The sequence below is a fragment of the Collinsella sp. LCP19S3_B6 genome (assembly GCF_052121815.1).
Classification (GTDB): domain Bacteria; phylum Actinomycetota; class Coriobacteriia; order Coriobacteriales; family Coriobacteriaceae; genus Collinsella.
Genome location: NZ_JBQKDN010000002.1, coordinates 53,693 through 80,105, shown reverse-complemented (window position 1 = coordinate 80,105; position 26,413 = coordinate 53,693). Strand labels below are relative to the sequence as shown.

Below are 26,413 nucleotides of genomic sequence, written 5' to 3'. Positions count from 1 at the left end.
AAGTGTGTCCCGGTTTTAAGGTGGATTGTGGGATGTAGCTTCCACTTGGGGGCTGTTTGGGAAACTGCGGGACGGAATTTTGCTTTGTTGTGGGTCGCATTTTCCGCAACCTGCCCCAAACGGAAAGCGTGTCCCAGAATTTGTGCTCGAAACGGGATGGAGTTTCCGCTGTCCTTCTGCTAGTAAAAAAGGCCTCCGGAGCTGTTGCTTCGGAGGCCTTTCGTTTAAATGCAAATGCGCGCGTTAGTTGTTCTTGGTCAGACGCTCGACGTCGTGGGCGATCATGTATTCCTCGTCGGTGGGGATGACCATGACGGTGACGGCGGAACCGGCGGCACTGATGACCTGCGGGCCGTTGCCCACGGCCTCGCGGTTCTTGTTGTTGTCGATGCGCACGCCCAGCCACTCAAAGCAGTCGCAGAAGGCCTTGCGGATCGACCAGTCGTTCTCGCCGATGCCGGCGGTAAAGGTGATGGTGTCCACGCCCGCCATGGATGCGATCATGGAACCGGCCTGCTGCATGGCCTTGTAGGCGAACATGTCGAAGGCGAGCAGGCAGCGCTCGTCGCCCTCGGAGGCGCGTGTACGGATGTCGCGGGCGTCGTTGGAGATGCCCGAGATGGCAAGCAGACCAGACTGCTTGTTCATCATGTCATCGACTTCCTGATAGCTGTAGCCGCCCTCGCGCTGGAGGTAGCACACGGTGGCCGGGTCAATGGAACCACAGCGGGTACCCATCATCAGACCGTCAAGCGGCGTGAGGCCCATCGTGGTGTCGCGGCACACGCCGTCCTCAATGGCGGCAAGCGAAGCACCGTTACCCAAATGGCACGAAAGCAGACGGTGGCAGCGCGAACCCAGGATCTCCTTGGCCATCATCCACTCATAGCGGTGGCTCGTGCCGTGGGCGCCGTACTTGCGCACGTGGTACTTGTCGCACACGTCCTTGGGCAGCGCGTAGGTATAGGCGACCTCGGGCATGGTCATGTGGAACGAGGTATCGAAGACGGCGACGTTGGGCAGCTCCGGATACTTCTCGCGGCAATATTCGATTGCCGCGGCCTCGCCGTAATTGTGCAGCGGGGCGAGCGGGGCCACCTCAAGGATCTTAGCCATGACCTCGTCGTCGACGACCGCGGAATCATCGAAGTGCCAGCCGCCCTGAACGATACGATGCCCAATGCCATCAATCGTAAAGTCGGTCTTCTCAAGCTCCTCGAGCACACGAGCGATAGCAGAGCGATGATCGGGGAAAGGGACCTCCTCGGTCTGCTTGGCGCCACCGTTCTCGGAGTGGCCAAAGACGCCCATGTCCGATCCGATACGCTCGCAGTTGCCCTTGGCGAAAACCTTGCGGGTATCGGTATCCAAAAGCTGATATTTAAGGCTTGAGCTGCCGGCGTTGACAACAAGTACGTTCATGAGACTCCTTTGCAGTGCAATACGGTCGACGCAGACCCCTTAAGGCGGCCGCATGTTAATAAGAAGTTATCATATCTTGATAAATAGCTATCAGCATATCGCCCAACGAGCGCAAAAGAGGGGCCGAACGGCACTTGATCGTCCAGCCCCTCCCCTCTTGCAATTACTTGCCGTTGACGATGCGCTCGACGTCGGAAGCGATCATGAACTCCTCATCCGTGGGGATGACGAAGATCTTGACCTTGGAATCCTTGGCGGACAGGCACCAGGCGCCGTCGCCACGCAGGGCGTTGCGGGCATGATCCATCTTAACGCCCATAAAGGCCAGACGATCGGCCACGCCGGCGCGAACGGCCGGAGCGTGCTCGCCGATGCCGGCGGTAAAGACCAGGGTGTCCATACCGCACATGGAAGTGGCCATCTCGGCAGCCTTGGCGGCAATCTTGTAGACGAACATATCGAAGGCGAGCTGAGCCTCGGGGTCGCCGGCAGCGGCGAGCTCCTCGACGTTGCGGCAGTCGTTGGTCTTGCCGCCGGTCACAGCCAAAAGGCCGGACTTCTTGTTCATCATCTCGTCGACCTCGTCGAAGGTGTAGCCACCCTCGCGCTGCAGGTAGCACACGGTAGCCGGGTCGATGGAGCCGCAGCGGGTGCCCATCATGACACCGTCGAGCGGCGTCAAGCCCATGGTGGTGTCCATGCACTTACCGTCCTCGATAGCGCACAGGGAAGCGCCGGAACCGATGTGGCACACGACGACCTTGCGAGCCTCGCCGTTGGTCATCTCGGCAACCTTCTTGGAGATGTAGCGGTAGCTGGTGCCGTGGGCGCCGTACTTACGGATGTGCAGCTTGTCGCAGACGTCCTTGGGCAGGGCGTAGGTCTTGGCGACCTCGGGCATGTTGAAGTGGAAAGCAGTGTCGTAGACCGTGACGTTGGGCAGGTCGGGATACTGCTCGAGGCAGTACTCGATAACGTTGGCCTCGGGGTTGTTGTGCAGCGGGGCGAGCGGAGCGACCTCGCGGATCTTGGCGAGGACGTCCTCGTCGACGAGGGAGGAATCGCCGAAGTACCAACCGCCCTGAACGATACGGTGGCCGATGCCCTCGATCTTGACGCCGTTGGCCTCGAGGTCCTTCAGGACGACCTCGATGGCGACCTTGTGGTCGGGGAACTCGATGTTCTCGGTCACCTTCTTGGAACCGTTGGCAGCGTGGGTGAAGGTACCGCCGGTAAAGCAGACGCGCTCGCAGGAGCCCTTTGCGGACACCTTGTGGGACTTGGTATCGATGACCTGATACTTAAGGGTCGAAGATCCCGCGTTGACGACCAGAACGTTCATGTGTCTCCCTACTAACAGGCGGTGTGGCGCCGCCAGGTTACATACGCTTCAATAATAAACCCAAACGCCCTCGCACTCGGGTTTATTGCGTTGATATATAAGTTATCGGTGCCTAAGCTTTCGCCTCATCCCACGGAAGAAGCGTCCTCAGATGAGGTTCTCGCCCAGGTTCTTGCCGCCGAGGACGTGCATGTGGAAGTGCATGACGGTCTGGCCGGCGTTGACGCCCTTGTTGGAGATGACGCGGAAGCCGTCCTCCAGGCCCTTGGCCTTGGCGACCTCCTGAATGGCGTGGGCCATGGCGCCCATGGTCTCGGCAGGTACGTTGTCGGCGATGTCGCTGTAGTGCTTCTTGGGGATTACGAGCGTGTGGACCGGCGCCTGGGGATTGAGGTCGTCGAACGCGATGACCTGATCGTCCTCGTAAACGACGGTTGAGGGGATCTCGTGGTTGGCAATTTTGCAGAAGATGCAATCACACATGGTTGGTTCCTTTCTCGCAGACCAAGGTAGTCTTTTTGGGACGGGGCTATTTTGACTACTTTTTCGCAAGCGCAGGCACCTGGCGAGCCGTCGCGCAAGGGTAGTCAAAAAAGCCCCGTCCCAAAAAGACTACCCCAAAGTAGGCTGCGAGGTGGTTAGAACGAAAGGTTGTCGTCGGTGTTGGCGGCTTCGCCGTCGGCGAGCACGTCGTTGCCGTCGATGTCCTTCAGGAGCACCGAGACCTTCTGCTCGGCATCGGACAAGCGGGTACGCAGGCTCTTGAGGAGCTCGACGCCGCGGGTATAGCTCTCGAGCGACTCCTCGAGCTCCATGTCGCCCGACTCCAGGCTGCGGATGATGAGCTCCAGCTCCTGCGAGGCCTGCTTGTACGTAAGCTGCTCGACCGGGGTCTTCTCTGCCATATCTGTTTCCTTTCCTAAGGGTCTATCACTGTGAAACGAGGTCTACTCGACCGCGTTGACGGTTGCTGCCACGTTGCCGTCCGCCATGCGCACGCGAATAGCGTCGCCCGGCTTAAAGGTCTTGGCGCTCGTAGCCACACCGTCCTCGCTGTACGCGATGGAGTAACCGCGGGCAAGCACCTTGAGCGGCGACAAGGCATCGAGCGACGCAGCAGCTCGGCCCAGGTCGGACGCGGGCTTGCTGAACATCGTGCGCCCCTGATGCTCCAGACGGGAGCTCGCAAGCGTGAGCGCATGGCGCTTGCCGTCGAGCCCCGAGGTGCTTGCGATCAAGCGCTCGGGCAGACGCTCAAAGTTGGAGCGGAAGGCCCCAACCGAACGCGTTACAGCGCCGGACAGACGATCGGCAGTCAGGGCAAGCTCGGACTCGCGACGCTCGACCATAAATGTTGGATCGTTGAGGCACGGGCGGCACGCGGCTGCATCGAGCGCGTCGCCCAGACGAGCTGTATAGGTGTCCCAGGCACGACGACCGCGCTGGTCGAGCATTTCCAGATCGACCTGATCCGACCCGATCATCGAAGCCATCGCGGCGCCCAGACGCTGATGGCGCGTCTCAAGCACGTCGGCCAACTCCGTCATAGCCGGCGCCACCGATTCGGCCGCCGCCGTGGGCGTGGAGGCGCGGCGATCGCTCACCATGTCGCAGATCGAGGTATCGGGCTCATGGCCAATGCCGGTCACCACGGGCACAGGACAAGCCGCCACCGCGCGGGCAAGCTCCTCGTCATTGAAGGTCATGAGGTCCTCGAAGGAGCCGCCGCCGCGCACCAGCAAAATGCAATCGGGCGCCGGCGTAATGGAAGCGGCGCGACGCAAACCCTCAATGAGCTCTGCCGGCGCACCCTCGCCTTGAACCTTGGCACCCACGCAAACGAGCTCGACGAGTGGGTTGCGACGACGCAATGTGCGCTTGACGTCATCGATTACGGCACCCGAAAGCGAGGTGACGACCGCCACACGCGAGCAGAACACCGGGATGCGGCGCTTGCGCGCTTCGTCCATCAGGCCCTCGCGGCTCAGCTTTTCGGCCAGTTGCGCCACTTGTTGACGCAGCAGACCCTCCCCCGCCAGCGAAAACGAGCGAGCGACAAAACTCATGCGGCCCGTGGGCTTATAGAGATTGAAGCTACCCTTAAAGCTCACCTGCATGCCGTCGCGCAGATCGAACGTGCGCTTGAGATAGGCACCCTTCCAAATGATGCAGTCAACGGCGGCCGAATCGTCCTTAATCTGGAAGTAGCAGTGGCCGCTTCGGGCATTGGGGCCACGGAAGCCCGTGACCTCGCCCAAGACACTCAGCTGCGGAATAGCATCGAGTGCACCGGCGGCGATCTCCACCGCCTGGCTCACGCTGAGTTCCTTGCGCTCCTGATCGTCCGAGCCGTCAAACTCGGCGGAAACAGCATTGCCGGTTAGATTCCAGCCTGCCACGCAGCCTCCTTTCGTTATCGTGCACAAAGGCTCCAGCCCTGCGCAAATTCAAGTCCAACACATAGTACAGCGCCGCGGGGACACAAATCCACGCGGCGCCTGTCAAGCCAATTTGTTATCGGTTGGAGTTTCTGTTGTAGCGAGCCATCAGGTAGAGCAGCTGAATGATCGAGGTGAGCGCTGCGGCAACATAGGTAAGCGCGGCTGCCGTCAGGACCTTCTTGGCACCGTTGACCTGCTTGGAGCTCATCCCCGACTGCTCGATGTACGCCACGGCGCGGCGGCTGGCATCAATCTCGACCGGCAGCGTAACCAGCTGGAACAACACACTAAACGAGAAGAAGATCAGCGCGAGGGTCGTGAGTCCCGCGATGTTCATAAACAGGCCCATGAGTAGCACGATGGTCCAGGTGTTCTGGGTAAAGTTGACGACCGGGACCAGGGCAGTGCGCACCTTCATCATGGCATAGCCGCTTTGGCGCTGGGCGGCGTGGCCCGCCTCGTGGCAGGCGACGGCAACGCTTGCGACCGATCCGCCCGAACGGTTGGCATCCGAGAGATACAGGTTGTTATCCTGCGGGTTGTAATGGTCGGTGAGCTCACCGGCGACGCCCTTGATACCCACGGCATTGCAACCGCTGGCGTCGAGCATGCGGCGCGCGACCGCAGCGCCCGTGTCGCCGTCCGAGCGAACCTTGGACCAGGTTTTATACGTCGAGTTGATATAGCTCTGCGCGGCAAGACCGAGCACCGTACAAACAAGGACGACCAGCAGGTACAGCGGGTCGATGCCAAAGCCATAACCATAGTAATAGGGCATGCGAATTCCTCCGAATCGAGTTACACGTTGGAGGCATTCTACCCACTCGCCCAGCCAACGAGACAGCATCGATGTTTTGGCAATGTCAGCGAAAACGGCCGAGAGCGAGCAAGGTGACGTGAAAGAGAAGCGACGCGTACTTTGGTACGCGAGCGACGATTGAACGTCAGATTGCCGCTCTCGGCCGTTTGCAGCGTCGAGCTGTTACGCGGTTTGGTAAAACCGCGTAACCATATACCTACAGGAGCTCGATTTTGCCGTCCTTCACCGTCAACCCCATGTTGCCCGAGAGCAGATCGTCCAGGCGCGAGCCCACAAGCTCAAAGCGCCAACCTTCGCGCAAAGGGCTCTGCTCGGGATGCTCAATATAGTCGGCTAGGTCATCGCGCGAGGCAATGACCGAGGTCGCCACGCCCGAACGCTCGGCAACCAGGCGAATGAGCGCGTACATGAGATCCGTCACGCTCTCCAGCTCCGGAGAGATCTGGCGATGTCCGCGCACCATGAGCGGCAGGCGATCGTGCGGGCAGCTCGCGCCACGCTTGATGGCCATGAGCGCGCCGTCCACATCGCGCTCCCCCAGTTGATCGGTGCCGCGGATGCTGCGGAACTCCTCAACGCGCACGGGATTGCGCTTGACGAGCGCCAGCAGCGTATCGTCGGACATGACCCACTTGCGCGGGATGTTGCGGCGCTCGGCGCGGTCCTCGCGCCAGGCGGCAAGCTCGCGCGCAATGCCCAGCTGATGGCGGCTACACGAGTTGATGCGCTTGACCTTGCGGAATGCCTCATGCCGGTCGGCGCGGTAGTGCGACTCGTCTGCCAGCGGGCGCAACTCGTCGAGCACCCAGTCCACGCGGCCCAGCTCGCGCAGGCGGCTCATCATCTCGGTATAGGCGACGATCAGATACTTGACGTCATCGATCGCGTACTCAATCTGCTTATCGCTCAGCGGGCGGCGCGACCAATCGGTCAGCGACTCGGTCTTGGGCAGCGATACGCCGCAGAACGTCTGAACGAGCGCGCCGTAGGAAATCTGCTGGCGCTCGCCCAAAAAGGCGGCGGCGACCTGTGTGTCAAAAATCGGTCGCGGCAGCGCGCCCACGGTGTGGAGCATGACCTCCATATCCTGCGAGCAGGCGTGGAAGACCTTGACCACGCTCTCGTCGGCCATAAGCTCGGCCAGCGGCGATAAGTCGTCGATCACCAAAGGATCGACCGCGACGCTCTCGGCAGGGGTGGCAATCTGAACCAGACACAGGCGCGGATGAAACGTGCGCTCGCGCAAAAACTCGGTATCGACGGCAATCGCGTCGAACTCACGAGCGCGCTGACAAAAGTCGAGTAGAGCCTGATGTGTGGAAATGTACATATCAACCCATCGAATAAGGTTAGGCCCGAAAAACACGGGTAGGATATCGGCATTGCCCTACAACTATACTCGGTTAGTCACAGAACGGGAACGTAAGTATGCGCTGCCTTATCATCCACAACCCGGCATCGGGTCCCAGCTCCGATGAAATCTACGCATTCACGCACGCTCTTGCACAGGGCGGCGACGAGGTCGTAATGCGCTTTATCGGCGATGGCATGGAGCCCGAGGACGCGGTAGCGGACGTTCGTGAGTTCGACCGCGTAGTCGTTTCGGGCGGCGACGGCACCGTCTCCAACGTGCTCGACCAGATGCGCGGGTGCGGTGTCCCTACGCTCATCTTCCCCTCCGGCACGGCCTGCCTGTTCTTTAACAACATCGGTAATGCCCCCGAGGCGGCGGCGCTTGCCAAGGCTTGCCGCGCCGGCCGCACGGTCAAGGTGGACATGGGTGAGCTCTTTTGGATCGACGAGAACGGTAACGAGAAGCGCCACGGCTTTATCATCATCGCCGGCTCGGGCTTCGACGCCGAGATCATGATGAAGGCCGCCCCCACCAAAAACGACATTGGCGAGATCGCCTACTTCCTCTCCGCGCTCGCCACGCCCAACCCCACGGTGGCGCACTTTACCATTGAACACGACGGCATTGTCGAGGAGCTCGACGGCATCTGCTGCATGGCGGGCAATACCTCAGTCATCCAAAACGACATCAACCTGTTCCCCAACTGCCGCATGAACGACGGCATGGTCGACATCGTCGTTATTGAACCCGTGCGCACGGTGCAGCTGCTCCCCACGGTGATCACCGCCGCGCTCGACCCCGCTGGCAAGGTGCTCGGCCGCCCGCAGTTTAAGATTATCCAGACCAAGGAAGCCAAGATTACCTGCACGCCGTCGCTGGGCATGCAGTTCGATGGCGAGATCATCTCCAGCAACTCCGGTGTCTTTGGCGCCCGCGCGCTTCCGCAATGCCTCGACCTCATCGTCGACGAATTCTCTCCACTCGGAAAATAGGAGGACCCCGTGAACGACAACCCTATCATTGGCTTTATCGTCATCGTTCTGGCCATGCTCGTGGGCTACGCGATTAACGTAATCCACCGCCGGAAGAAGTAATTCCACATTGGTATGATATTCATCCAGTCATCGTCTCCCCCGTTGTTTATGCATTTGCCAAACAGCGGGGGATTTTTCTTCGCGCCCTGTGCAAGGCGCTTTATTCAGGTACAGTAATTGCAGGGTGCCTTTATTTAAGTAAAGCTACATAATGAGTATTCTTATCCGCTCATCGCATATTTTAGGACGCTCATCGAGAATTTCATCGAAATAGATGAATACTCTTTAGACTTCCTATAGGCTAGTAGATGTATTTATTAGCTGAGATTCCATACAGTTTTGTGGCGTCTCAACAGTTGGGAGGGATCATGAGGTTTACTCATCCCGTCAACACGCTCAAGAAGCTTGGCTGTGGCCTTGCATTCGGAGCAGCGGCCATTATGGCCATGCCGACTTCGGCGCTCGCCTGCACCCAGATCTACATGGGCAGCAAGCTCACGGCGGACGGCAACACGTACTACGGCCGCGCAGAGGACTTTAGCACGCGCTATATCAAGCACTTTGGCATTGAGCCTGCGCACAAGGACGGCAGCGAGTATACCTCGCTCGAATCCGGCTTTGAGTACAAGTCCAAGGGAGCGACCTACCGCTACACCTTCGTTCGCGACAACCCCTCTCAGTGGGAAGATCGCTACGACGCTTATTCCGAGGCTGGCATCAACGAGAAGGGCGTCTCCTGCTCTGCCACGCTGAGCACCTCCTACAACGAGAAGGCCGAGGAGGCCGACCCCATCACCGAGGAGACCGGCATCGGTGAGTACAACTACGCCAGCGTCATCCTGGGCGAGAGCGCTACGGCCCGCGAGGGCGTCGAGCTCCTCGGTAGCCTGGTCGACGAGCAGGGCATCTGCTCCAACGACCAGGTCATCATCGCCGACAACAACGAGACCTGGCTGTTCGCTGGCCTTTCCGGCCATCAGTGGATCGCTATGAAGCTCATCGACGATATCGCCTCGGTCAACCCCAACATCGGCAACCTTAACTACAAGGTTGACCTCGACGACACCGAGAACTGCCTCCACTCCAAGGACATTCAGACCATGCCCGAAGAGAAGGGCTTCGCCAAGTACTTCGACGACGGCCAGTTCGATGTCGCCGCAACCTATGGCGAGGAAATCAGCGATAAGGCCATGCATTCTTGGTCTCGCTATATCCAGGGTCGCGATTACTTCATGGCTCCGCTTGCCGAGGGCACTGACTACGAGATCGTCAAGGACGAGCGCGAAGATGCTCGCGCCACGACCGGTGCTCTGGTTCACGAGCTGCAGCCGTTGTTCTTTACGCCTGGCAAGTCCGACTGGAACACCTTTGAGATGATCCGCAGCTTCGCCGCTCGCGGCGAGAATGTCGCCGGCCTCAACGCCAACACCGACGGCGCCTATGCTATCGGCTCCAACCGCAACACCGAGATCCACACCTTCCAGATCCGTCAGGGCATGGATCCCGAGATCGCGACCATCCAGTGGGAGATGCTCTCCAACGCCGAGTTCTCCGTCGCTATTCCCTTCTACTCCGCACTGCTCACCGAGGTCAGCCCCTACTTCAGCGATCAGGATGTCTCCTTCGATCACTGTGAAGAGGAAGACGTCGTGAACAACGAGGAGCCCGAGAACTCCATCAACTACGTCCTCATGGACATCAACACGCTCGCCGAGGAAAACCGCGACAACTGCGCCACCGGCGTCCGCGCCTATCTCGACGCTCTGCAGAAGGAGCTCATCGAGCAGAACCTGACCGTCGACGAGGCCATGCAGGCTGCCGAGGGCACCGAGGCCCGCACCGCCCTGGCCAACAAGGCCGGCAAGGCAGCGACCAAGAACACCTACGTCAAGTGCAAGGCCATGCTCGAGGAGATGCGCGATTACCTCAAGAAGGGCGACTTCTCCGAGGCGTTCGTCCCGAGTGACTACGATGCCGACAACGACTGCCTGGTCGAGTCCATCACCTACGCCGACGAGGCCCTCTCCGATGAAGATGTAGCCGAGCCCGAGGTCGAGAAGGAAGAGGCCACCGAGGAGAAGTCCGAGGGCAACAACATGGCCGCCATGGCCGTTGGCGCCGTCGTCGTCATCGGTATCTGCGGCTTCGTACTCTATCGTCGCAAGAAGGCCTAAGAACCCCACACCTTAAGGTGCGGGCGGGATGGCCAAGGTCGCCCGCCCGCCCAGCCGCCCATTCGACCGGCGGGAAACGCCGCGAAATTCTTTTCAAAAAAGATTTCCCTGCACACACTTCGCTGTGCTATAGTGCAGCGCAACAGCAACTGGGTGCGACCGCGCCATGGCATCACGAAAGGAGCCACCAACATGAAGAACACGATGACGTCTCTCAACAACTGGTGGTGGCGTGATGCGAATACGATCGGTCGACAGTGAGTCCCTCACACCTGTTTTTGCGCTCTAGGTGATTGGAAGGCCTCCGGTTTCGACCGGGGGCCTTTTTCTATCTCGAGCCCGATCGCATTCGCATCACGCGCCTCCGCTTTTTCTCTTGCACTCCCCTTTCTGAAAGGACCTTCACCATGTCTCAGAACACCACCGCCGCCCAGCCCCGCACCGTCCAGACCGCTGACCGCGGCAAACTCGATGTTCGCGCCCTTGTCCTGCTCGCCATCCTGCTTGCCGCCGGCTTCATCCTCAACTTCACCGTCGGCAAGGCCATCTCCGGCATCTCGGGCGGCATGATTAGCCCCGAGTTCATCATCTCGGCCTTCTGCCTCACCATCCTGGTCGTTCGTCCCAACATTGGTCAGGCACTCGTCATCGGTCTCATCTCGGCGGCCGTAATCCAGATCACCACTACCTCCCCGTTTGTCGATTTTGCCGCCGAGGGCATCGCCGCCATACTTATGGCCGTCATTGTCAACACTGCCGCCAAGGATGGCCAAGTTAAGCCTGCCGTCGCCATCGTCGCTACGTTCGTGACCACCTTTGTCTCGGGCGTCATCTTCATGGTCATCAAGATGGCCATGCTCGGCGTAGTGGGCGAACTCGCCGCAGCCATGCTGCCCGTCGTCGCCATGACCGCCGTGTTCAACGCCATTCTGGTCGGCGCGCTCTATCTGCCCATCCAGAAGGCCCTTAGGCTTAACTAACCCGCTCGGCTTTACGAGCCACCCCATCTTGGCGTTCATTCGTCGCTCGCGTACCCAAGTACGCTTCGCTCCTCTTTCGCGCCAACCTGGGGCACCTCGTAAAGCCGTCTCCGTGCTTCACCACCAAAGACTGTCCCAAACAACGAGCTTTTGGGGATGTTCTTAAACGACTAGTCATGTAAGAACATCCCCAATGACTATGAAAGGTATCCATGGAAACGATCATCAACGTCGACGATGTCTCGTTCTCCTATGGCACGCAGACCGAGCAGGCGCTTAGCCACGTTTCTCTCAGCGTGAACAAGGAAGATTTCATCGGCATCATCGGGCCTTCGGGTGCCGGCAAATCAACACTTACCGCCTGCCTGTCGGGCGCCGTGCCCCACCACTACAGCGGAACCTTCTTTGGCTCCGTGTTCGTTGACGGGCACGACACCTGCGAGGTCTCGCTCACCGACATATCGCAGATCGTCGGCAGCGTGCTGCAAGACATCGACACGCAGATGGTCGCTTCGGTCGTTGAGGACGAAATGCTCTTTGGCCTCGAGAACTTTGGCGTTCCGCATGACCAGATCGAGCAGCGCGTGAGCGAGACGCTTAAGGCCGTCGGCATCAGCGACCTGCGCGACCGTGAGATAGCCACCCTCTCGGGCGGCCAAAAGCAAAAGGTGGCCATCGCTGCCATCCTCGCCATGCGCCCGCGCGTGCTGGTGCTCGATGAACCAACCGCGGCACTCGATCCCGTCAGCTCCACACTGGTTTTCGAAACGCTGCGCGAGGCAAACCGTAACCTCGGCATCACCATCGTCGTCGTTGAGCAAAAGGTCGCCCTGCTTTCGAAGTACTGCAACCGCGTACTGGTGCTCGATCACGGCCAGATCGCGCTGCAAGGCGAGCCACATGAGGTCTTTGCGCACACCGACAAGCTCCGCGCCATCGGCGTCGATTGCCCGCGCGTCACACGCATCTTCAACAGCCTCGAAGCCGATGGCTTGGCAAGCGGCACCCCCTGCCTGGATGTCGACGAGGCCGAACGCCTGATTACGGGCATCGTCGACCCCGCACACGCAAGCAGCGACGTTCAGGCGCCCGCAGGCTCCCCGCACGCACCGTCGCTGTGCCCGCATGCGAAAGACGCCGAGCCCGTGCTCGCCTTCGATCACGTTGAGTTTTCCTACCCCCATGGTGGCGCCGCCGTCAACGACCTCAACCTGACGCTCTATCCCGGCGAGCTCGTGGGCATTGTCGGCCAAAACGGAGCCGGCAAGACCACGCTCACCAAGCTGCTCACGGGTCTGCTTAGACCTGCATCGGGCAGCGTGCGCGTTACGGGCTTGGACACGGCATCGGTTCCCACGAGCCGCATCGCACGCGAAGTCGCAACCCTTTTCCAAAACCCCGACCGCCAGATTTGCAAGGACACCGTGCTCGACGAGGTCGCCTTTGGCCTAGAGCTTGCCGGCATCGACCGAGCCGAGGCCCTACGTCGCGCCCAGCTCGTCATCGACCGCTTTGGCCTGCCGGCCGACGATGCGCCCTTCTCCCTTTCGCGCGGCCAACGCCAGATGGTGGCGCTCGCCTCCGTCGTGGTCGTAGAGCCCAAGATCGTGGTGCTCGACGAGCCCACGAGTGGCCTGGACTACCGCGAGTGCATGACCGTGATGGAAACGGTGCGCACCATGGCCGAGCGCGGCTGCGCCGTTATCATGGTCTGCCACGACATGGAAGTCGTCTCGGACTTTGCCGAGCGCATCGTGGTGATGGCCGACGGTCGCATCCTCGATCACGGCCGCACGCACGAGCTGTTCTCGAACATCGAGCTCATGCAGCGTGCCCATGTTGAACCGCCCCAGGTTATTGAACTCTCACGCCGTCTGGCATCTTCCGTCTCGCCCGCCTTTGCACAGGTGAGCGAGGTCACCGATATCGTTCGCATTACCGAGGAGATGGTCCGCCGTGGTTAATGTCATCGACTATATGCCGGGCGACACGCTGCTGCATCGTCTGAATCCCGTCATCAAACTGGGTCTCGCCGCTGCCGTCGTCATTGGTATCTTTTTGTCCGACACCTACGTGGCGCTGTTGGGATTTCTGGCGCTCACGCTCGCGCTGGGAGCCTACGCCGGCGTCGTCGACCGCCTGTTCTCGCTGCTCAAGCTGCTGATTCCGCTCGCACTCATCATGTTAGCGCTGCAGCTAGCCTTTATGCGCGATGGCAACGTGGTGTGGGGCTTCGTCACCGACGAAGGCCTCATCACCGGCTCGAAGGCCTGTCTGCGCCTGTTGGGCGTAGCGCTGCCACTCATCCTGATGCTCATGGTGACCAAGCTCAACGACCTTGCCAATGCCTGTGTGGAGGTGCTGCACGTGCCGTATCGCTATGCCTTCACCTTTACCACGGCGCTGCGCTTTGTGCCGGTGTTTGGCCAAGAGATGAACGCCATTATGGAGGCACAGACTGCACGCGGCGTCGAATACGACACCAAAAATCCCATCAAGAAACTCAAGCTCATGCTGCCGCTGTGCGTGCCGCTATTGATCTCGAGCGTGGGCAAGACCGATGCCACCGCGCTTGCCGCCGAGCAGCGCGGCTTCTACCTGCGCACGCGTGCGAGCTCGTACAAGCGCTACCCCATCAAAGGCTTGGACATTGCCGTACTTATCGTCAGCATCGCCCTTATCGCCATCGGCTTCCTGTTCTAGCAATCGCTGGCAGCAACCAACAAATGCAAAAGGCCTCAGCTCGCACAAACGAGCCGAGGCCTTTACTGTTTTCCCAGATAAAACCTACCAAAATAAACCTGTCCCTTTTTGGCAGGTCGAGAGCTACAGGCGGTAGGGGGCACCGCTGCGGATGATGGACTCGCGTACCAAAACGTCCATGGCGTCGAGGGTGATCTCGGGCATCTCGCGATACTTTTGCAGCACCGAAAGCTCCGTGCAGGCCAGAATGACGCGGTCGCAGCCGCTGCGGGCAAACTCCCACATCACTCGGTCAAACTTATCCATATCGGGCTCGCGTCCCGCCTTCACGTCATCGTAAATAAGCGACATCACATCGGCCTGGCGCTTCTCGCTGGGATAGACGACTTCGACGCCCGCCGCCTCGCACTCGCGACCGTAGACGCCGGCACCCACGGTGCCATCGGTACCCATGATGCCGATCTTGCGCACCGGCTCGGCCGGCATGCTCAAGTTGGGGTCGAACTCGCACTCCCCCATCACCACGCCGGCAAGCGCATAGCGCACCGACTCGCGCGGCATATGGATGATGGGGACCGAGGTAAACGACTGAATCTGATCGTAGAAGTAGTGCGACGTGTTGCAGGGAATGGCAATGTGTGCGCAGCCCAGCGTCTCGAGCGCCTGCGCACATTCCTTCATGGTCGCCAGCAGCTCGGTATGGTCGCCGGTCTTAATGGCCAGCGTACGGTCGGGCATGGTCGACTTAGAGAGCACCACCATGTCGATATGTTCCTGATCGCGGGCGGCCGCCGTGTGACGCACCACCTGGTCGTAGTAATACGACGTGGCCTCGGCGCCCATACCGCCGATAACTCCCAGCTTTTCCATCGCCGCCTCCTTGGTGACGCTCACAGCATTGCGCGTATCATACCCGCGCCCGTCCGATACAAACCGGGCGGGCGCGACGTTCATCCTATTTGTAATACGTCTTAAACAGCTTAAAGTGACGCAGCTTGGTGTGCCACATGCGCAGCCAGCGGTTAAAGACAAAGTCGCCCTTCATAAACGAGGGGTCGGCGGCCTTACCCTCCTTGACCAGGCGATGCGCCTTAGCGCGCAGCTCGGGATCCTTGACGTATTTATCGACCACGCCCATGGGGACAACCATCCACAGCGCCTCGTTCTGCGCCGTCACAAACTCGGGCTCAAACGGGCGGTTGTACACATACTCGTCCACTACGTACTTGGCAACGTTAAAGCCACTGTTGGTGACGTAGTAGTTACTGCGGCCCTGGCGAGTGTTGAAGTCGAAGAACTTAAACGAACCGTCGCGCTCGTCGTATTTGACGTCAAAGTTGGAGAAGCCCGTAAACTTGAGGTCCTCGAGCAACTTGCGCACGCCGCCCATGAGCTCGTCATTGGGCTCGGTGATGATGCAGGCGTGGTTGCCAACGCCGTGAGGCTGGTGCTCCTCGAGCAGCACGTGGCCCAGGCACATCATGCGCACCTTGCCGTTACGGTCGGAATAGCTGGTAAGCACGCGCATGTACTCGTCGTTGCCGGGCACGCGATCCTGCAGGATCAGATCATCGGTGTAGCCACTCGCATATACATCACGAATGACCTGCTCCAGCTCGGCGCGATCGGCGATCTCGTAGGCCTTCTTCTGGCCCTCGAACTCATGCTCCCACCACATGATGCCGTCGGAAGGCTTCAGGATCATCGGGAAGGGAAAATCGATCTGGTCGAGCACCTCGGCAGGAGCCTCGCCCTGGGCGTTGAGCATGGCCATGGTAAAGGTAAACGTATGCGGATAGGGAACACCGTGCTTCTCGCACAGCTCGTAGAAGATTTCCTTCTTCTGGCACTGTTCGAGCATGCTGTAGGGCGCATAGGGCGCGATGACGTTTGAGGCAAGCTCACCGGCATCCTGAGCCTGTGCGGCAAGCGCGACATAGTTGTCGCCGCAGCCCATGAGAATAATCTTCTTATCGGGATTGGCCTGCGCGACACCGTTAATGGTCTCGATCATGACCGGCATGGTGTCGATATCAACATTGGGCGTGTAGTCGATAATCTGGCTGCGGTACGCAGGACCGGTCTGGTACTTGCCAAAGACCAGGCTCTTGACCTGATACTCCTCGTAAAAGGCGCGCGCCACCGAATAGGCGTTGATGTCGCCACCGAGCAGCACGGGGATAAACTCGCGCTCTGTAAACTGCAATGCCATGGAAACTTCCTATCTAGAACTGCCCACGACGGGCGGTCTTTATGCAACCTGTTTATTTTAGCGTGCCGGACCGTTTCCTCCTAAAGCTCCACTGTATCTATGACAATCAACGCAATTATCCAGCATGAAGGCCGCGCTCACCGCCGTATGACAAACGGCAATGAACCCACCGTTGTTGTAGGGTTCAGCATATTGATACCCCCGAGTGAAAGGCGCACGCGTGCTCCAGGACCTTCCAATCGATAACCCCATCCTCGATGCCGCAAAACGCGAGTTGGCGCAGCGCGCAAGCGACTGCTCCTCTGCGCACCGCAAACGATGCTTACGACGGTGCCGCCTACATCGCCTCCATCAATACATCGGCGCACAAAGGCACGCGCAAGACACCCGTCGCCGGCGGACACGATACCGCCATCGAGCAGTTTGGCCTCGTCTCCGATGCCCACGCCGGGGACAACATCAGGGTAATCAAACTCGGCGACGGCACCTGTTCGTTCACCCCCGCCCAGGCGCTCAACGAAGTAGGGCAAGCTCGCCGCAATGGGACCTTATAGCCACAAACCCCAACGTTGAGATAGCTTTCACAGTCCAAAGCCCGTCCCAAACAGGCCCCCGTAACGTTAAAGTTGAACTCTATGGTTTCTCAACAATTCGATATAACTGCAGGTCAAAGCCAAAGTCTCAAGTTCAACTTGACCCTTTAAAACCTTTAAGGTTCAAGTTGAGGTCGAAAGCAGTAGTAGAATACCTGAGGAACAATAACCTACGATTGATTGCAGAGGGACTGGATGCAGCATTCGAATCATCGCACCGCAGCGCTCATCGCGTCGAAGCCGGCTCGTATCATCACGAGCGCCGCGCTCGCCGTTGCGTTGACGGCCACGCCGATGCTCTCCCCCGTCGCGGCGTATGCCGCCTCGCAGGCAACGCAGGATCAGCTTGCCGCCGCCCAGCAGAAGATCGAAGCCGCCACGAGCGCCTACAACGATGCCCGCACCAAGCTCGGCGATCTGCAGAAGCAGATTGACGCCAACGAGGCAAGTATCGAAAAGATCGAGGCGAAGCTTCCCGATCAGCAGGAAAAGGCATGCACCGCCATGCGCGATCTGTACAAGTACCAGAAGGGCACCAACCCCATCGTGAGCTTCCTGGTCAACGCACAGAGCCTGGGTGAGTTCATCACGACCTGCAAATACACCAACCAGATCACAAGCTCGAGCGTCGACGAGATCGAAGAGCTCAATAACATGCAAACCGAACTCGAGCAGAACAAGGCCGAGCTCCAGCAGGCCAAGTCTCAGCTTGAGGCAGAGCAGAAAAACGCCGAGGATGCGCTGGCGCAGGCCCAGCAGCTCCGCAGCGAGGCACAAGCAAAAGCCGAGCAGGAAAATGCCGCCGAGCTTGCCAAGCTTGAGGCCGATAAGGCCGCTGCCGCCGAGAAGCTCTCGGGCGAGGGCGTGAGCGGCAGCAATTCCAGCAGCCAGGCCACCAACGCCAACACCACCATCGACACCACGGTGAACAACGCCAACACCGGTAGTTCCGATTACGATTCGTTCATTAATGAGTGGACGAGCCGCATCGACAATTACCTCGCCGGCTCCCCTATGGCAGGCCAGGGCTATAACTTTGCCGTCGCCGCTTGGAATACCGGTGTCGACCCCCGTTGGTCCCCCGCCATCGCCTGCATCGAGAGCACCAAGGGTGCTTATTGCGCCAATTCTTACAACGCCTGGGGCTGGAGTGCACGTGGCGGCGGTTGGCGCAGCTTTGGCAGCTGGAGCGAGGGCATCTTCGCTCACGTTGCCTATCTGGGCGCCAACTACGGCTCCACCCTTACCCCGGCTGCGGCCAAAAAGTACTGCCCACCCACGTGGCAGGACTGGTACAACAAAGTCGCCGCTCAGATGAACCGCATCTAAGTGCAACTGCAAAGGGCCCCAATGGGGCCCTTTTCTTTTAGGTAGCGGAGGTATCGACGACGCCGGTCGCATTGGCAACCGCGACTATGACGATCATGCATAGGAGCAGCACACCCAATGCCTTGAGCCAGAGTTTCGCGAGTTTCTTACCGCGATAGCTGTCGAGCAGTGCGAATCGCCGACGTAGACGGCGCTTATCGAGCAGCGCAAAATGCATAAGCGCCATAAGGCCATCGACAAAGAAAAAATACTCGATTATGAGAAGCCACGTCGGGTAGCTTTGGTTTGCTCCCGTGGGTCGAAAGACGGCAAAGTGACTTCCGGCAAAGAACACAAGCAGCGAGAAGCAGACGAGCGTATTCCAAATGCGCCCCAGGGACTCCGGAACGCGAGAGAGCAGACCGCATGCAGCGGAGGTGGCAGGCCTAGGAAGCCTTGCGGGGTTCTGGAGCCTTTGGGGCGTCAACAACGTCTCCGAGGCCGGAGTACGGACAGGCGCAGGCGCAGGAGGCCGCACGGGGCGACTCAGATCGTATGCCGCGCACGTCGCCCGTCCCAACGCTTCCGCACTTGCAAAGCGCTTGGCCGGATCGAGCGCCATCGCCATGCAAACGACATCGGCAAGTGGAGTGGGAATGCCGCGCACCTCGCATTGCTCGCGCATGTCGAGCCCTGGTTTAGGGTCGACTCCCGTCAAACAAAAGAACAGCAGGGCACCGAGCGCGTAGACGTCGCTTCGCACGCTCGTCTGTCCAAACCCATACTGCTCGGGAGGCGCATAGGGCCGTGTCCCAAACTTGACAGTATCGGCATCGGCGCCATCGCGCCACACGCGCGCGATCCCCAAGTCGATAATCACCAGCGATGAAAACGTCAGGCCGTCATCAGGCGTATAGTTGGCACCTGTCACGATGATATTCGACGGCTTGAGGTCGCGATGGATCACCGGCGCCGAAGCCTCCCCCGCCATTGCAAAACCGGCATGGAGCTCGCCCACGGCGTCGCAAAGGACAGGATACAATTCACGCGCATAATCGGGAGCGGCTCCCAGACGGTCCACCAGTGCCCCGAGTGTCTCCCCTTCGATGTATTCCATAACCACGTTGAGCTCGTCGCCCGCACGACGACAATCGACGATTCTGGGCAGGTGCTCAAAACGCCCGCCTGCCCGCTGAGCGGCAAACAGACGCTCGTATGCCCCGCCGATTTGAGCCGAAGCATCGATGCGCTTACGGACAAAGGGACCGAGCGAACCACCGCCGGTTCCTTCAAAGTACACGAGCTCGGTTGTTTCAACGGACGAGCGCTTAAGTACACGCTCCACGCGATAGCTGTCGTCGCGATCGAGCAACGCGAGGTGCTCGGCAAGCGCTGCAGTCAGCTCGTCATTGGAATATGTTGGGGTCTGAGTATCCATAGCCTCCATCATAGCGCAGGGCGCAGACACCCCATGGCATCCGCGCCCCGTTCGTTTGCATCGTTGTTCGACAGCTCCGCCAGCTCGGATATCAGCGGCTAATTCACCGTCTCCTCGCCAAAGCGATACAGCTCCTCGTTGACCTTTTGGAGGCTGCACCCGCGATCGATGCAAAAGATGATAATCGCATCGCGGCGGTCCTTGCAGTTAAGGACGCTTACCCCGGCAGCCGTCAGCGCACGGTTGGTCTCTTTGAGCGTCAGCGCCATCGCAAAGGCAATCTGCAGTACCTTATTGCGACTCGGATGACGCGCACCGGTAAAGATCTGATAGCCAAAGGTCTCATTGAGATCGGCCATACGAACCACGCGCGAGCGCTCCAAGCCCTTTTCCTGCAGTAGCTGCTTCAGGTAATCCGAAAGCGACGGGGCGGCAAAGTCGTGCTCCCTGATATAGCCATCGATGTTCGGCGCATCGAGAAGCTCATTGAGCAACTCCTCGGTCAGCTTTTTATCGGGCATACGACTTCACCTCCCATCCGGCGCAACGGTAGCGACATGCTAGGCCAGCACCCAGCTTGCAGTGGCAGACTTATCAAACATGTTGGCAAAATACAGTGCCTTCTTGATATCGCCATCAAAGTAGATATTGCCCGCCACGGAGCCACCGGCGGAAAGGGTACCAGACTGCAGCTCATCGGAGCCCTCGCTGTAGTAACCCTGATTCTGTTGGGCGCCGTTGGCGTCCTCGCCCTTCCAGTCGTAGATATTGTAATCTGCGCCCTCATCGCCATTGTTGACGTACGTGACGTGAATGCCCGTCATGGTCGAACCGTCATAATTTGTAAGGCCGGGCTGGACGGAATCGACAACGACGGAAAGACCGGCAGCTGTGGTCACCGTCGTGCCAACCGCCAGGTCAGTCGTAGGCTGCTCTTCCTTCTTCGCCTCTTCCTTCTTGTCGCCATCGCCAGCGTCCTCGGTGACAGTCGCCTTATCGCTACCACAACCGGCAAGAAGACCGGCAGTCCCCAAGGCGACGGTGGCGAATGCGCCAAGTGCAGCGCGACGGCTCAGCAGCACTTCGTTTTCGAGCTTTTTCATTATGCATCCTTCCTACGATCCGGCTACCGCGCCGGTACACAGCACATCGTAGAAGGCAGCGAGCTCAAATTCATTAGCTGGGAGCTAATGGGGGGTTGTAAGCCAGATTGGTACTGGATTGAGAAGATGCCTGTTCAGATGGAGCGGTGATTGAGGCTGCAGCTTGATACCAAAGCGCCCTTGCCGCGCCTCTGGCCGACGTTAGCCGCACCCCTCTCACCTGCAAGATGCCCATGAGGGGGGGCTGCCCGTCGAAGATAGCGCGCATGGTGTTCGACGATTCCGTCGCCCCGCTATCGAATAAAAGGTATGGTCCTAAGATCACTCAGGCAATAAAGCAATAGCGCTGCGGTATATCTCCCCGTGCTTTAAGTCGGCATCAGCCACCTCAGGCAAGCGATTCAAATCACGGCACCCCTATGCCAGCTCGCGAAGCCTCCCGAGCGCCAGCCTGAACCACTCCAGATCGTCCTCATCAGGCACGCTATCGTACTTCCAGTGCGTTATATAGCGCCACCGAGAGAAGACGCCGCTGCCCAGAAGCCCAACGTCGTCTATGGTGTCTATGTCCTCTCGCAGTCCTTCGGCCGTACCGGAGCGCGGATATGCCCCGGCAAAGGCCTCGCCAAAGTCCATGTGCCAACCCAGGCCGAACATGTCATGGGCCAACGCGTGGAAGTCGCGGGCGGGACCGTCCAGCGAATCCTCGAAGCGCTTAACGAACCTGCACAGGTCATCACCGTAAGCCCCGCCGAACAAATAAGGCTCAATCACGTCCTTGCCGCGCAAGGCCTCTAACCACTCGGTCGGAATGCCCTCGTATCCGTACAGGATGCCGGCCAATCCACCGGCCACGCAAGCCGTGGTGTCGGTATCGTCGCCCAGGTTCACGGCGGTCAGTACGCAGTCGCGGTAGTTGTCGGTATGTTCTAGGCACCAGATGGCGGCGTGGTAAGTATCCCACACGTAGCCGCCGCTGGCACCAGCTCTGTCCTCACTCTCGCAGCCGGCGTGCCCGCTGTAAAGCACCTCGCGGGCATAGGCGATCATGTCCACGCAGGCCTGGCAGCAGTCGTCGGTAGCGTGGGTGATCGCGCTGACCTCCCTTATGTCGCAGTCGGAGCATTCCATAAACACCATAGGCAGGCAACGCATGAGCGAGCCGTTGCCCTTGCTGTATTCGCTTGTGAGCCCGTAACCCGTATCGAGCGCCTGCCTGGTGGCGTTGCCGTAGTCGAAGACGTTCCCGTCGGCGGTGTATGCGCCTTCGTTTATCCAATTGCGGAACTTGACGAGGATATCGTCGCAATTGATATCGCCGAGCTCGCGGTAGCTGTCGCACAGCGCGAGCGCCATGGACGTGTCGTCGCTCCATGTGCCCGCAGGCTGGTTGTGCGTGCCGAGGCTCACCATGTCCGTGCAGGTAAAGCTGCCGCGCGGCCTGAACTCGTAGGGCACGCCGAGCGCATCGCCCACGGCCATGCCGTACACGCAGTCCCTCACCGTCCGTAACAAGCCCATGGCGCGCACCTAGTTCCAGTTCATGCCGAACTTGCGCGAGCAAAGCACGTCTTTCCAGTGACTCTCGCGCTCGCACACCTCGGCGGTGGTCATCTTGGTGTCGCACACCTCTAGAATGGAGTAGGTGAAGTTTTCCACGATGTACCCAGTTCCGTGCTCGGCCACGATGGCCTTGAACTCCTTGTTGCCGCCAGTCGGGTCCATGGGGTTGGCATAGGCGCTCCAGCGCTGCCAGATACCCAAGTCCGCGCCCGCGTCCTTCTTGCTGTCGCCCGAGGCCGAACCCACGTAGAGTTTCCCCGTCGCGGTGTCGGTGATGCAGTAGACGCCCTTCACGTTGTCCAGCGCCCAGTACCAGTCGGAGCCCACGCTGGCGATAACGGCCTGCAAGGTCTTGTGGTCGATACACACGTACTTGTAGCCAGGAAAAGGGGCAACGTTGCCCAGGCTCATCGAGTACTCGTACACTACGGGCTCGAAGTCGTGCATCGTGTTCTCGTAGAACTTGTTGTAGATGTCGCGCCCGATAGGCTTCTTCAACTTGATGATGAGGCGCTTGATGTAGGCCTCGTAGTCGGGAAGAAGCGTCAACTTGTAGCCCACGCCGCCCAGCACCTCGGGTACTGCCTTCTCCACTTTGTGCATGCCGCCGAAGATGAAGTACTCGGGCCCGTAGGTGTAGTACTGTGCGAACGAGAGCAGGTAATCCGCATGGTTGAGGTTGTTATTCGCTTGTCCCGTCGCGCTCCTCCACGCGTTCATCTCGTACCATCGCGAGCCGCTATCGGTCTTCTCGGGGGTCGAGGTGTCCTTCAACAGCATGTCGTACGCGCGCACGTTCACGTCGCCAGCATTCATGTTGAATTTGATCTTTGTCTTCTCTGGGTGCGCCACCGGCATCAAATCCCTGAGCGTTATAACAGCATTTCCCTTGTTAATTCCGCCGTTTCAGTTTGAAAAGCCTGTAGGTCGAATCATACCACTCGCTTTCCAGACGAAAATTAGCGCTCGGCTAACCGCTCTGCTGTTGTCGTTTCTTATGGCGAAGAAGAGCACGAAGCCGATAAGCCCCGCGCCCGTGTTTATGCCTTGTTTGGCGATTGTTCGTGATGTGCCCGCACAGCTATTTTTGGTGAATAATCCGAAAGTAAGGAAGATAAGCGCGAATCATCCACGCCACCATCCGTCTCGCCCGCACTCGGGCAATATGCAGTGCCCGCTCCTGATCGGCCGTCCCTAGCGCCGGCGCGAACTCTTAGATGGCGTCTTTTGCGCTCATCACCTTGCGGAAGACGGTCGCGTCCTGCTTGCCGATGGGAATCGCGATCTTCTTGCCGCCCGCGCGTCGCACTCCGTCTTGAACAACATGTCCCATCCGCCCCCTCGCCTCATCCTCAAAAGGCTCGTCGAAGCCTAGCCCACCGTGACGGATTCCCCGGTAAAGGTGCTAACGAGCAGCAAAACAAAGAACACAAGGTAGCCGATGCTCAACAGGTAGGCGGTAACCAAAAAGACAATCCATCCCACATCGGTCTTGCCGTCGGCATGGCGTTGCTCGCGATTGCGGCAGAGCCAAATCGTCACGCCAATGGCCACGATCAGCAACACGAGTGCCGCTGCCGCCAACCCGGCAAGCGCAAACATAACGCCAATGCTCACAGCAATAACCGGAAGCAACAACAAGCCGCATCCACACCCACCGGGACTATAAACGGCAGACTGTCGGCGTCGCCCCATCGTCACTCCAACCTCAACATCTTTGAACACTACAATGCGATAGCCTGCTGAACAGGAACGATCTTATCCAGTTCCGGCTCGATGCGCCTCTTTTCCGCCTCGAGGTCAAACGCTATCTGGGCGCGCAGCCAATAACCATCCGTTAGGCCAAAGTAGCGGCAAAGGCGAAGATCGGTGTCAGCCGTAACACGACGCCTCCCCAAAATAATCTGCCCAATACGCTGTGCCGGAATCCCGGTCTCCTTAGCAAGACGATATTGAGAAATGCCCATAGGAACAAGAAATTCCTCTTTGAGAAGTTCACCAGGAGTCACCGGTGACAGCAAATCGGGCGCGGTCTCATCACTTGTGATAATCGACGATTTCGACATTCCAGGCCATCCCCTGTCTCCACTCAAAGCAGACCCGATAGCGCTCATTAACACGGATACTATATTGGCCGGCGCGATCGCCCTTCAACGCTTCAAGACGATTGCCCGGAGGAACGCGAAGGTCATCAAGTGAAGCACAAACCTGCAGTTGACGAATCTTCCTCAATGCGACCCGCTCAAAGGGCACGAACCTCCTGACCCGCACACCCATTGCAAAACGTTCGGTATCCTCATCTTTGTACGATGCAATCATAGTATCGCCTTACGTTAATAACGTCAAACGTTTCTATAGACATACATCTCTATTATACCGTACATTTGTTCGTATTTTCTAGAACATGCGCCCGCGCCGATTAACCAAGCAAAAGCAATCGTTTGTAGACATCGAGGCCCTTGAGCAATATTTCCTCGTCAAAGAGCATGGTATCGGTGTGAAGGGCGCTCGTGGCATAGGCGGGACAGCCATCCGAATCGCTCGGGTTTTCTTGCGCCTCTGGCACGCCCGTGCCCAGCAAGAAGAACACGCCCGGCAGATGGCGCTGATAGAACGCAAAGTCCTCGGCAATTAACAGCGGCTCCTCCACAAGCTGCAGGCCGGGCAAGACAGGCGTGACGCTGGCAAACAACTCGGGGTCGTTGTCGACCGGCGGATAGCCCTCGGCAAAGTCGAGATCGTACGTGCAGCCCGTTGCGGCACAGGCATCGTCCAGCACGCGGCGCACGCCTTCGCGCGCCCGGTCGAACATGTCGTCCGTAAACACACGCAGGCTTCCGGCCACATGGGCCTCCCCCGCCACCGCGTTGCAAACCGTACCGGCCTGCAGCAGACCAAACTTGCCGATACAGGGCTCGTCGGTGCCCAGCTCGTCCATCAGCTCGCGCTCGGCAACCAAAAACTTCGCTGCCGCCAACGCGGCATCGTGCGACTCCTCGACCGGCACGCCATAGGTCTTAGCAATATGGATGCTCGTACCGTGAATATAGATATGCGTCTCGCTCGAACGCGCCAGCAGCGGACCGGAACAGCTCGCCAACGCGCCGGCAGGCAGATCGGGCCACACATGGAAGCCAAAAATGCGGTCGGCCCCATAGCGCTCGAACACGCCGCTCTCGCATACCGTCTTGGCACCACCGGTCGTTTCCTCGGCCGGCTGGAACACAAAGAGCACGTTACGCCTCATGGCGCCCGGCTGCTCGCGAATCGTACGGTCGACATACGTCGCGGCGGCAAGTGCCATGGCCATGTGACCGTCATGTCCGCAAGCGTGCATCTTGCCGGGATGGGTCGAGGCAAAGGCCGCCCCTGTCGCCTCCTCAATGGGCAGCGCATCCATATCGGCGCGAATCGCCGTGGCATGCGCGGCATCAACGCCGGCGTCGAAGAAAGCGCAGACGCAGCTGGGGCACGGATGGGTCACTTCGCAGGTGAGCGGTGCCAGCACGCCCTCGATATAGGCAATGGTTTGCGGAAGATCGAAATCGAGCTCCGGAATGCGATGGAGATCGCGCCGATAGCGACGGAGTTCTTGGAGCTCGGTCATAGAGGATCCCTTCGTGAGGCACATCTGTTGCAACTTATTGTGATACAGGATTGTGGCGCACATGTTTCCAGCATATCCCTGCATTTTTTAAACGTTATATACGAATACTCTTGTTTGGTAAAGTGCAACGTGATAGGGTCTTTACCACTTGATAGAGGCGCGGGCACGAAGAGCCGCGGGCGAGCCGGCAGGCTTTGACCCCGCGGGGAGGCGAAACCCGCCGAACTGGGTTTTTCGGGCACGAACAACCTGGTGGGCCTGTGGGAAACACCCACAGGACTGTCTGCAGCAATGCGGGAGCGCTATCCGGACATTGGGT

25 protein-coding genes and 1 riboswitch are annotated in these 26,413 nt (G+C 59.2%); of the genes, 7 read left to right on the top strand and 18 right to left on the bottom strand.

Annotated features, from left to right (window positions below):
* Positions 1-243 precede the first annotated feature (243 nt).
* The 7 genes from ACTQWD_RS01415 to rnd all read right to left on the bottom strand — a co-directional run bounded on the left by ACTQWD_RS01415 (position 244) and on the right by rnd (position 7,355).
* Complete coding sequence (locus ACTQWD_RS01415) at positions 244-1,422, bottom strand: acetate/propionate family kinase (protein ID WP_441536195.1); 1,179 nt, start codon at positions 1,420-1,422, stop codon at positions 244-246.
* A 163-nt stretch (positions 1,423-1,585) separates the two neighbouring features.
* On the bottom strand, positions 1,586-2,764 hold the full coding sequence (locus ACTQWD_RS01410; protein ID WP_006234305.1) for an acetate/propionate family kinase: 1,179 nt from the start codon (positions 2,762-2,764) through the stop codon (positions 1,586-1,588).
* Positions 2,765-2,911: 147 nt separating this feature from the next.
* Positions 2,912-3,247, bottom strand: coding sequence for a histidine triad nucleotide-binding protein (locus ACTQWD_RS01405; RefSeq protein ID WP_035137921.1), 336 nt, complete (start codon positions 3,245-3,247; stop codon positions 2,912-2,914).
* Between the two features lie 155 nt (positions 3,248-3,402).
* Positions 3,403-3,669 carry an exodeoxyribonuclease VII small subunit gene (xseB, locus tag ACTQWD_RS01400; RefSeq protein ID WP_441559080.1) on the bottom strand — a complete coding sequence of 89 codons (267 nt, stop codon included), beginning with the start codon at positions 3,667-3,669 and terminating at the stop codon, positions 3,403-3,405.
* A gap of 42 nt (positions 3,670-3,711) precedes the next feature.
* Positions 3,712-5,163, bottom strand: a complete 1,452-nt coding sequence (xseA, locus tag ACTQWD_RS01395) for an exodeoxyribonuclease VII large subunit (protein WP_441040950.1) — start codon at positions 5,161-5,163, stop codon at positions 3,712-3,714.
* A 115-nt stretch (positions 5,164-5,278) separates the two neighbouring features.
* Positions 5,279-5,983 (bottom strand): zinc metallopeptidase, encoded by a 705-nt coding sequence (locus ACTQWD_RS01390; protein ID WP_427727878.1) that lies wholly within the window; start codon positions 5,981-5,983, stop codon positions 5,279-5,281.
* Positions 5,984-6,221: 238 nt separating this feature from the next.
* Positions 6,222-7,355, bottom strand: a complete 1,134-nt coding sequence (gene rnd / locus ACTQWD_RS01385) for a ribonuclease D (protein WP_154517283.1) — start codon at positions 7,353-7,355, stop codon at positions 6,222-6,224.
* 98 nt (positions 7,356-7,453) lie between these two features.
* On the opposite strand from rnd, the gene ACTQWD_RS01380 reads away from it, so the two are divergent.
* From ACTQWD_RS01380 to ACTQWD_RS01360, 5 genes are all read left to right on the top strand, one after another.
* Positions 7,454-8,371 (top strand): diacylglycerol/lipid kinase family protein, encoded by a 918-nt coding sequence (locus tag ACTQWD_RS01380; protein ID WP_427718460.1) that lies wholly within the window; start codon positions 7,454-7,456, stop codon positions 8,369-8,371.
* A 410-nt stretch (positions 8,372-8,781) separates the two neighbouring features.
* Positions 8,782-10,587 carry a C69 family dipeptidase gene (locus ACTQWD_RS01375; RefSeq protein WP_441559079.1) on the top strand — a complete coding sequence of 602 codons (1,806 nt, stop codon included), beginning with the start codon at positions 8,782-8,784 and terminating at the stop codon, positions 10,585-10,587.
* 407 nt (positions 10,588-10,994) lie between these two features.
* Positions 10,995-11,567 (top strand): hypothetical protein, encoded by a 573-nt coding sequence (locus ACTQWD_RS01370; protein WP_441559078.1) that lies wholly within the window; start codon positions 10,995-10,997, stop codon positions 11,565-11,567.
* 212 nt (positions 11,568-11,779) lie between these two features.
* Complete coding sequence (locus ACTQWD_RS01365; protein WP_441559077.1) at positions 11,780-13,531, top strand: ABC transporter ATP-binding protein; 1,752 nt, start codon at positions 11,780-11,782, stop codon at positions 13,529-13,531.
* The gene (locus ACTQWD_RS01360) at positions 13,524-14,270 is read left to right on the top strand and encodes an energy-coupling factor transporter transmembrane component T family protein (RefSeq protein ID WP_441554807.1); all 747 of its coding nucleotides are present in this window, start codon (positions 13,524-13,526) and stop codon (positions 14,268-14,270) included. Before ACTQWD_RS01365 ends, ACTQWD_RS01360 begins: the two co-directional genes overlap by 8 nt.
* A gap of 123 nt (positions 14,271-14,393) precedes the next feature.
* Here the strand turns inward: ACTQWD_RS01360 and ACTQWD_RS01355 are convergent, their stop codons facing one another.
* Complete coding sequence (locus ACTQWD_RS01355; protein ID WP_229770678.1) at positions 14,394-15,140, bottom strand: aspartate/glutamate racemase family protein; 747 nt, start codon at positions 15,138-15,140, stop codon at positions 14,394-14,396.
* An 85-nt stretch (positions 15,141-15,225) separates the two neighbouring features.
* Entirely contained in the window at positions 15,226-16,482 is a 1,257-nt protein-coding gene (locus ACTQWD_RS01350) for an ATP-grasp domain-containing protein (RefSeq protein ID WP_427748222.1), read from the bottom strand.
* A 257-nt stretch (positions 16,483-16,739) separates the two neighbouring features.
* On the opposite strand from ACTQWD_RS01350, the gene ACTQWD_RS01345 reads away from it, so the two are divergent.
* Positions 16,740-17,036, top strand: coding sequence for a hypothetical protein (locus tag ACTQWD_RS01345; protein ID WP_441559076.1), 297 nt, complete (start codon positions 16,740-16,742; stop codon positions 17,034-17,036).
* Between the two features lie 234 nt (positions 17,037-17,270).
* Positions 17,271-18,404 (top strand): coiled-coil domain-containing protein, encoded by a 1,134-nt coding sequence (locus ACTQWD_RS01340; RefSeq protein ID WP_427718477.1) that lies wholly within the window; start codon positions 17,271-17,273, stop codon positions 18,402-18,404.
* A 37-nt stretch (positions 18,405-18,441) separates the two neighbouring features.
* On the opposite strand, the gene ACTQWD_RS01335 is transcribed toward ACTQWD_RS01340, so the two are convergent.
* The 9 genes from ACTQWD_RS01335 to ACTQWD_RS01295 all read right to left on the bottom strand — a co-directional run bounded on the left by ACTQWD_RS01335 (position 18,442) and on the right by ACTQWD_RS01295 (position 26,094).
* Positions 18,442-19,821, bottom strand: a complete 1,380-nt coding sequence (locus ACTQWD_RS01335; protein WP_441559075.1) for a serine/threonine protein kinase — start codon at positions 19,819-19,821, stop codon at positions 18,442-18,444.
* 98 nt (positions 19,822-19,919) lie between these two features.
* Positions 19,920-20,342, bottom strand: a complete 423-nt coding sequence (locus ACTQWD_RS01330; protein ID WP_154517313.1) for an XRE family transcriptional regulator — start codon at positions 20,340-20,342, stop codon at positions 19,920-19,922.
* Between the two features lie 39 nt (positions 20,343-20,381).
* A complete protein-coding gene (locus ACTQWD_RS01325; protein ID WP_154517316.1) occupies positions 20,382-20,924 on the bottom strand; it encodes a DUF4352 domain-containing protein in 543 nt (180 codons plus the stop codon).
* A 417-nt stretch (positions 20,925-21,341) separates the two neighbouring features.
* Complete coding sequence (locus ACTQWD_RS01320; RefSeq protein ID WP_441559074.1) at positions 21,342-22,445, bottom strand: ADP-ribosylglycohydrolase family protein; 1,104 nt, start codon at positions 22,443-22,445, stop codon at positions 21,342-21,344.
* Positions 22,446-22,454: 9 nt separating this feature from the next.
* Positions 22,455-23,303 (bottom strand): GIY-YIG nuclease family protein, encoded by an 849-nt coding sequence (locus ACTQWD_RS01315; protein WP_441559073.1) that lies wholly within the window; start codon positions 23,301-23,303, stop codon positions 22,455-22,457.
* 555 nt (positions 23,304-23,858) lie between these two features.
* Complete coding sequence (locus tag ACTQWD_RS01310; protein WP_427727848.1) at positions 23,859-24,125, bottom strand: hypothetical protein; 267 nt, start codon at positions 24,123-24,125, stop codon at positions 23,859-23,861.
* A gap of 86 nt (positions 24,126-24,211) precedes the next feature.
* Positions 24,212-24,553: a HigA family addiction module antitoxin gene (locus ACTQWD_RS01305; protein ID WP_427727846.1), complete on the bottom strand. Its 342-nt coding sequence runs from the start codon at positions 24,551-24,553 to the stop codon at positions 24,212-24,214.
* Positions 24,525-24,806 carry a type II toxin-antitoxin system RelE/ParE family toxin gene (locus ACTQWD_RS01300; RefSeq protein ID WP_427747940.1) on the bottom strand — a complete coding sequence of 94 codons (282 nt, stop codon included), beginning with the start codon at positions 24,804-24,806 and terminating at the stop codon, positions 24,525-24,527. Before ACTQWD_RS01300 ends, ACTQWD_RS01305 begins: the two co-directional genes overlap by 29 nt.
* A gap of 100 nt (positions 24,807-24,906) precedes the next feature.
* Positions 24,907-26,094, bottom strand: a complete 1,188-nt coding sequence (locus ACTQWD_RS01295; protein WP_441559072.1) for an N-acetyldiaminopimelate deacetylase — start codon at positions 26,092-26,094, stop codon at positions 24,907-24,909.
* Between the two features lie 144 nt (positions 26,095-26,238).
* Positions 26,239-26,407, top strand: a riboswitch (Lysine riboswitch).
* Positions 26,408-26,413 lie beyond the last annotated feature (6 nt).